The 6,103-nt window shown below is 65.0% G+C and carries 8 protein-coding genes; 1 reads left to right on the top strand and 7 read right to left on the bottom strand.

The annotated features are described in order from the left end of the window. A partial coding sequence (gene gatB, locus WCB02_RS14485; RefSeq protein ID WP_423958906.1) for an Asp-tRNA(Asn)/Glu-tRNA(Gln) amidotransferase subunit GatB occupies positions 1 to 1,101 on the bottom strand: 1,101 nt, incomplete at its 3' end. 209 nt (positions 1,102 to 1,310) lie between these two features. On the opposite strand from gatB, the gene WCB02_RS14480 reads away from it, so the two are divergent. Further along, positions 1,311 to 1,949, top strand: coding sequence for a CC0125/CC1285 family lipoprotein (locus WCB02_RS14480; RefSeq protein ID WP_423958905.1), 639 nt, complete (start codon positions 1,311 to 1,313; stop codon positions 1,947 to 1,949). Between the two features lie 36 nt (positions 1,950 to 1,985). Here WCB02_RS14480 and WCB02_RS14475 read toward each other — a convergent pair whose 3' ends face one another. From WCB02_RS14475 to WCB02_RS14450, 6 genes are all read right to left on the bottom strand, one after another. After that, entirely contained in the window at positions 1,986 to 2,282 is a 297-nt protein-coding gene (locus WCB02_RS14475; RefSeq protein ID WP_423958904.1) for a hypothetical protein, read from the bottom strand. Then, a complete protein-coding gene (gene gatA / locus WCB02_RS14470; RefSeq protein WP_423958903.1) occupies positions 2,273 to 3,745 on the bottom strand; it encodes an Asp-tRNA(Asn)/Glu-tRNA(Gln) amidotransferase subunit GatA in 1,473 nt (490 codons plus the stop codon). The genes WCB02_RS14475 and gatA overlap by 10 nt, the downstream gene beginning before the upstream one ends. Further along, the gene (locus WCB02_RS14465) at positions 3,742 to 3,966 is read right to left on the bottom strand and encodes a hypothetical protein (protein WP_423958902.1); all 225 of its coding nucleotides are present in this window, start codon (positions 3,964 to 3,966) and stop codon (positions 3,742 to 3,744) included. Before WCB02_RS14465 ends, gatA begins: the two co-directional genes overlap by 4 nt. 82 nt (positions 3,967 to 4,048) lie before the next feature. Then, complete coding sequence (gatC, locus tag WCB02_RS14460) at positions 4,049 to 4,336, bottom strand: Asp-tRNA(Asn)/Glu-tRNA(Gln) amidotransferase subunit GatC (RefSeq protein WP_423958901.1); 288 nt, start codon at positions 4,334 to 4,336, stop codon at positions 4,049 to 4,051. Between the two features lie 118 nt (positions 4,337 to 4,454). Further along, positions 4,455 to 5,531 carry an NAD(P)H-dependent flavin oxidoreductase gene (locus WCB02_RS14455; RefSeq protein WP_423958900.1) on the bottom strand — a complete coding sequence of 359 codons (1,077 nt, stop codon included), beginning with the start codon at positions 5,529 to 5,531 and terminating at the stop codon, positions 4,455 to 4,457. A gap of 85 nt (positions 5,532 to 5,616) precedes the next feature. Further along, positions 5,617 to 5,841 carry a hypothetical protein gene (locus tag WCB02_RS14450; protein ID WP_423958899.1) on the bottom strand — a complete coding sequence of 75 codons (225 nt, stop codon included), beginning with the start codon at positions 5,839 to 5,841 and terminating at the stop codon, positions 5,617 to 5,619. Positions 5,842 to 6,103 lie beyond the last annotated feature (262 nt).

Raw genomic sequence — 6,103 nt, 5'->3', positions numbered from 1 at the left:
GTTGATCACCCAGTTGGCGGCGAGTTTGCCGTCGCGAACACGATTGGCGAGCTTGGCCAGCACCGTCTCGAAGAAGTCGGCGCTCTCGCGCTCGGCCACCAGCACACTCGCATCGTAAGGCGAGAGCGAAAATTCGGCGATGAAGCGCGCCTTCTTCTGGTCGGGCAGCTCCGGAAGGCCCGTCTTGAGCTCGGCGACATAGGCGTCGGTGAATTCCAGCGGCAACAGATCAGGATCCGGGAAGTAACGGTAGTCGTGCGCCTCTTCCTTGGAGCGCATCGAGCGGGTTTCGCCCTTGTTGGGGTCGAACAGGCGGGTCTCCTGGTCGATCGCGCCGCCCTCCTCGAGGATCTCGATCTGGCGGCGCGCCTCGAAATCGATCGCCTGGCCGATGAAGGTGATCGAGTTCATGTTCTTGATCTCGCAGCGGGTGCCGAGCGGCCCACCCGGCTTGCGCACGGAGACGTTGACGTCGGCGCGCAACGAACCCTTCTCCATGTCGCCGTCGCAGGTGCCGAGATAGCGCAGGATCGAGCGCAGCTTGGTCACATAGGCCTTGGCCTGCTCGGCGTCGCGGATGTCGGGCTTGGAGACGATCTCCATCAAGCCTACGCCCGCGCGGTTGAGATCGACATAGGACAGGCTCGGCGACTGGTCGTGCAGCGACTTGCCGGCGTCCTGCTCCAGATGCAGCCGCTCGATGCCGATGGTCGCGGTCCTGCCGCCGTCCAGCTCCAGCGTAACCTCGCCTTCGCCCACGATCGGCGACTTGTACTGGCTGATCTGGTAGCCCTGCGGCAGGTCGGGATAGAAATAGTTCTTGCGGTCGAACACCGAGCGCAGGTTGATCTGCGCGTTCAGGCCGAGCCCGGTCCGCACCGCCTGCCGCACGCATTCCTCGTTGATGACCGGCAGCATGCCCGGCATCGCCGCATCGACCAGCGAGACATGGCTGTTGGGCTCGCCGCCGAATTCGGTCGAGGCGCCGGAGAACAGCTTTGATTTCGAGGTGACGTGGGCATGGATTTCCATGCCGATGACGACTTCCCAGTCGCCGGTCGCGCCCTTGATCAGCTTATGGGGAGTGGCAGAAGCGCTCATGGTCTCGGTTTCCGGATAAAGGGATATCTGGGGCGGGTTTGGGCTTCGCGCAACGTCTCGCGCCAGTCAAGCCTGCGATCGCAGGAGGAGAGTCGCGAACCAAGCCTCCCGGCAGAACGTCCCCGATCAACCTGCGCTCGTTTCTGTCAGGCATTGACGCGACGGCGACAGGTACCGTAGAAATTGTATCGGGGAATTTGGGGCGAGTAATGTTTCGTTGGTTGATGATGGCGGCTGCGGCCGTCACGCTTGTATCGTGTGCGACACCTTACCAGCAGTCTGGCCTGCTCGGCGGGTTCGATGTCAGGGAATTGAGACCGGACGTCTTTCGCGTCGCCTTTCAGGGCAACGGCTTCACCACCCGGGAAAGCGTTCAGGTCTACTGGCTCAATCGCTGCGCGGAGCTCGCGGTCGAGAAGGGTTTTGCGGGATTTGAGATCCTCTCCGACATGCAGTTCGTGACGCGGCATCCGACGCCGGAAGATCATGTCGCGCCTGCGCTGAACAGTTCGCTGGCCTCGCTGCAGATCAGGCCTTCGCTTTCGCAGGACGAGATTGCCGATTTCGCCGCCTGGCGGCAGCAGGGCAGCCTTGCGAGCCGATCCGACGCGCCGACCCGGATGGCGGCCGTGATGTTCATCTACGGCGGCGGCGCCTCGATCCCCAAGCCCGGAATCGAGGGTGACGTGCATTTCCTGCCTGCTCCGGTCGAGTCGGCGCCGCCCAAAGTGTTCAATGCCAAGGTGCTGCTTGCCCAGCTCGATCCCCTGATCAAGGGCGAGAAGTGCGGCGGCAACATTTGTCCGCACGTGCACGAGTATTTGTTGCCGAAGGGAAAGCTGAACTAGCCCGTTGCCTGGCGGGCATGCCCGTCTCGTGCACCGTCACGCTGCGAGCAGCGCCACTGCGATCCGCTCCCATTCAGCGTCGAGCGCGCCCGTCGCGACGGGTTGTCCGGCCTGCCGATACCAGTAGCCGGCATTGCCGAGATCGCCCTCGACACGGTGCAGATAGGCATGCACCCAGGCGGCCTCCGCGGTCCGCTCGTCCTGCACCATCCTGTGCGCCCTGTCCCAGTCGCCCCTCGCTACCCACCACAGTCCTGCGAGCGGCGGCTCGAGCGAAGGCGCGGGCGAGCCCTCCGACAGGCTCGCTTTGAACTCGGCGACGCTCACCACCATTTCGCCGGCGTAAAACGGCCCGCCGCCTGCTCGATCACTTCTCCGAGCGAGAACAGCGTCTCCTCGTCGAATGGACGGCCGATCAGTTGCAGCCCGAGCGGCAGGCCCGCCGCATCCCTGCCGGCGGGCACCGCGATGCCCGGCAGCCCCGCCATGTTCACGGTCACCGTGAAGATGTCGTTGAGATACATCTCGATCGGATCGGCGCCCTTCTCGCCGACCCCGAACGCCGCCGACGGCGTCGCCGGCGTCAGGATCGCGTTGACGCCCTTGGCAAAGCAGTCCTCGAAATCGCGCTTGATCAGGGTGCGGACCTTCTGCGCGCGCAGATAATAGGCATCGTAATAGCCGGCCGACAGCACGTAGGTGCCGATCATGACGCGCCGGCGCACTTCGGCGCCAAAGCCCTCGGCGCGGGTATTTTCGTACAACTCGCCGATCGAGCGGCCCGGCACGCGCAGGCCATAGCGCACGCCGTCATAGCGCGCGAGATTGGACGAGGCTTCCGCCGGCGCCACGATATAATAGGCCGGCAGCGCGTATTTGGTGTGCGGCAGCGACACCTCGACCAGTTCGGCGCCGGCGGCCTTCAGCCACGCCGCGCCCTCGCTCCAGAGCTTTTCGATCTCGGCCGGCATGCCGTCGAGGCGATACTCCCTGGGGATGCCGATCTTCATTCCCTTCACCGATTTTCCGATCGACGCCTCGTAATCCGGCACGGCGATGTCCACCGAGGTGGTGTCCTTGGGGTCGTGGCCGGCCATCGAGCGCAGCAGGATCGCGGCGTCGCGCACCGTGCGGCCGATTGGCCCTGCCTGGTCGAGCGAGGACGCGAACGCCACGATGCCCCAGCGCGAGCAGCGGCCATAGGTCGGCTTGATGCCGACGGTCGCGGTAAAGGCGGCCGGCTGGCGGATCGAGCCGCCGGTGTCGGTCGCGGTCGCGCCCATGCACAGCAGTGCCGAAACCGCGGCGGCCGAGCCGCCGGAGGAGCCGCCGGGCACCAGCGTCGTGTTTTTGCCCTCGCGCCGCCAGGGATTGGCGACGGGCCCGAAACACGAGGTCTCGTTCGACGAGCCCATCGCGAACTCGTCATTGTTGAGCTTGCCGAGCATGACCGCGCCGTCGCGCCAGAGCTGCGCGGTGATGGTGGACTCGTAGGTCGGCACGAAATTGCCCAGGATCTTCGAGCACGCGGTGGTGCGCACGTCCTTGGTCGCGAACAGATCCTTGATGCCGAGCGGGATGCCGGCCAATGGCCCAGCCTCGCCCTGCGCGATCTTCGCATCCGCCTCGCGCGCCATGGCGCGGGCCCGATCCGGCGTCTCCAGCACGAAGGCGTTGAGCGCGCGCGATAGCTCGATCGCCTTGAGATGCGCGTCGGCCAGTTCCAGCGACGTGAAAGATTTGCTCGCGAGACCCTGTCTGGCCTCGGCGAGAGTCAGCGATGTCAAATCGGTCATTTATTGATCGGGCTGCAGAAGAACGGGGACAGGGTCTTGTCGTCGGCCGGGTCGTCTCGTTTGGCCCGCGCCTGATCGGCGGCTTGGTCGGCGGCCTGGAGCTGATCGAGCACGGTATCGACCGCCTGGTTTGGATCGGCGGCCTTACCTTGCCGCGCCATCGCGTCGAGATAGTTCATATAGGCGAGATACGCCTTTTCATCGTCGCAAAGCAGGCACATCGGACATCCCGTCCCTTGGCTCGTGGCGTCTTCGCAACGCCGGCCGGCGAGCGGCTGCGCAGGAAAACACGATTTCAAAACTCTACTCGACGACCTTCGGCACCAGGAAGAAGTGCTGCTCGGTCGCCGGCGCATTCCTGACGATATCGTCGGCGATATCGCCATCATCGACCACGTCCGGCCGCTTCTTCATCGCCATCGGCATCACCGAGGTCATCGGCTCGACGCCCTCGACATCGACCTCCGACAATTGCTCGACGAACGCCAGCATCGCATTGAGTTCACCCTGCAAATGGGGGACCTCGGCATCGCTGACCGCGATCCGCGCCAGATGCGCGATGCGACGGACGGTGGCGGCGTCGACGGACATTATATACGGCCTCGCGGGAAATTATTGGAGAGTCTCGGAACTCCAGGCCGCCGTATAGCAGACGCGGCTTTCGCGCCGCAACCTTCCCGGCTTGGACCGCCACCCTGCGGCCAGCCTGTCAGCGCGCCAACTGGCTCATCCGCACCAGGGCTGCGCCCGCCAGCGCCCGGGTCAGCTCGGTTGCCGGCATCTCGCGGCCGAGCCGGACCGCCTGCCCCGCCCAAAGACTGGTGAAATCGACCTTGCCGAGTTTTTCGGCAGCGGCCTTCAGCGGTGCAAGCCCCGTCGCGGCATGGGGAAACGCCGGCGCATGCGGCGACACCGGCCCGACCTCGCGCATCAGGCGGTTGGCGACGCCGCGCGCCGGGCGTCCGGTCATGACATTGGTGATCACGGTTGAATCGTCATGCGCATGGGCCAGCACGATCCGCGCCGGCGCGCTCACCAGGGATTCCGGACAGCGCAGATAGGCGCTGCCGATCTGCACGCCGGCTGCGCCCAGCGCGAACGCTGCAGCGATGCCGCGGCCGTCGGCGATGCCGCCGGCGGCGATGACGGGCACTTTCACCGCGTCGACCACCTGTGGCACCAGCGCAAAGGTGCCGGGCTGCTCGGCGATATTGTCGGTCAGGAACATGCCGCGATGGCCGCCGGCCTCCGCGCCCTGCGCGATGATGATGTCGGCGCCGTTTTCCTCGAGCCAGATCGCCTCCCGCACGGTCGTCGCCGACGACATCACCAGCGCGCCCACCGCCTTGACGCGATCAAGCAGCGCCGGATCCGGCAGGCCGAAATGGAAGCTGACGATTTCCGGCTTCAGCTCCTCGACCAGTCCGCACATCGCGGCATCGAACGGCGCGCGGTTGGCCGCGGTGACGGGGGCCTGCGGATCGATGCCATGCTCGCTGTAATAAGGCGCAAGCCTCTCCTTCCATCCGGCCTCGCGCGCCGGATCGGCCTCGACCGGCGTGTGGCAGAAAAAGTTCATGTTGATGGGCGCGGAGACGCGCTGGCGGATGATCTGGATCTGCTCGCGGGTTTTTTCCACCGACAGCATGGCGCAAGGCAGCGAACCGAGCCCGCCGCCCTGCGCCACGGCGATCACCAGTTCGGCGTCCATTGCACCCGCCATCGGGGCAAGCACGATCGGGAATTCGGTCTTCAAGAGCTTCAGGAGTCGGCGGTCCGGCCACATGCGCTGCTCGTTCGATTTGGGAGATTGGGTTGCGGGCATCGTTGCCGCAGCTTTTGCCAGATTAGCACCCCCTCGCCGCGCCAGCCTATGCAATCTGCCGCTGTCTGCCAATCCAGCGCCGCAGCGCCACCAGGGCCCAGATCGCCTCGACCAGCCCGAACGGCCAGGCGCCCTGCAGAAATCCATAAGCCGAGCCGAGCGCGCAGGAGCCGGCGAAGACGAGAATGAACCAGGGGCTGCGATCCTCCAGCGCGTAGCTCACAAGCATCGCCGTGACCGCGAACAGGCCGAACAAACTGAGAGCGTCCATCGTTGATATTCCAACTTGCATGAGATCAGAGGGAAAAGATGGCATTCTCCGCGACCGGCACCAATCTCATCTAAAACGCGAGCCGGCATGTCCGGGGCGGTCCCCATCTTGGCCACACCTCGCCTGATTCCTCGCTGAGGCTTGATGCAGAAACATCGCTTCCGATTTTCAGAAATAATTCTTGACGTATCCCCCAAATCACCACTACAACTCCCGCCATCCTGTTCCACAGAGGGGCGTTCCGGATCGTCCAGAGACGCGG

The organism is Bradyrhizobium sp., assembly GCF_049581145.1.
Lineage (GTDB): Bacteria > Pseudomonadota > Alphaproteobacteria > Rhizobiales > Xanthobacteraceae > Bradyrhizobium.
The sequence above is the reverse complement of the archived record's forward strand: the minus strand, read 5'-3'. Positions and strand labels throughout refer to the sequence as shown.

Coding starts and splice junctions, on each gene's coding strand:
- WCB02_RS14455 (WP_423958900.1), bottom strand. CDS start 5,531: ATGTGGCCGGACCGCCGACTCCTGAAGCTCTTGAAGACCGAATTCCCG.
- WCB02_RS14465 (WP_423958902.1), bottom strand. CDS start 3,966: ATGTGCCTGCTTTGCGACGATGAAAAGGCGTATCTCGCCTATATGAAC.
- WCB02_RS14475 (WP_423958904.1), bottom strand. CDS start 2,282: ATGGTGGTGAGCGTCGCCGAGTTCAAAGCGAGCCTGTCGGAGGGCTCG.
- gatA (WP_423958903.1), bottom strand. CDS start 3,745: ATGACCGATTTGACATCGCTGACTCTCGCCGAGGCCAGACAGGGTCTC.
- gatC (WP_423958901.1), bottom strand. CDS start 4,336: ATGTCCGTCGACGCCGCCACCGTCCGTCGCATCGCGCATCTGGCGCGG.
- WCB02_RS14450 (WP_423958899.1), bottom strand. CDS start 5,841: ATGGACGCTCTCAGTTTGTTCGGCCTGTTCGCGGTCACGGCGATGCTT.
- WCB02_RS14480 (WP_423958905.1), top strand. CDS start 1,311: ATGTTTCGTTGGTTGATGATGGCGGCTGCGGCCGTCACGCTTGTATCG.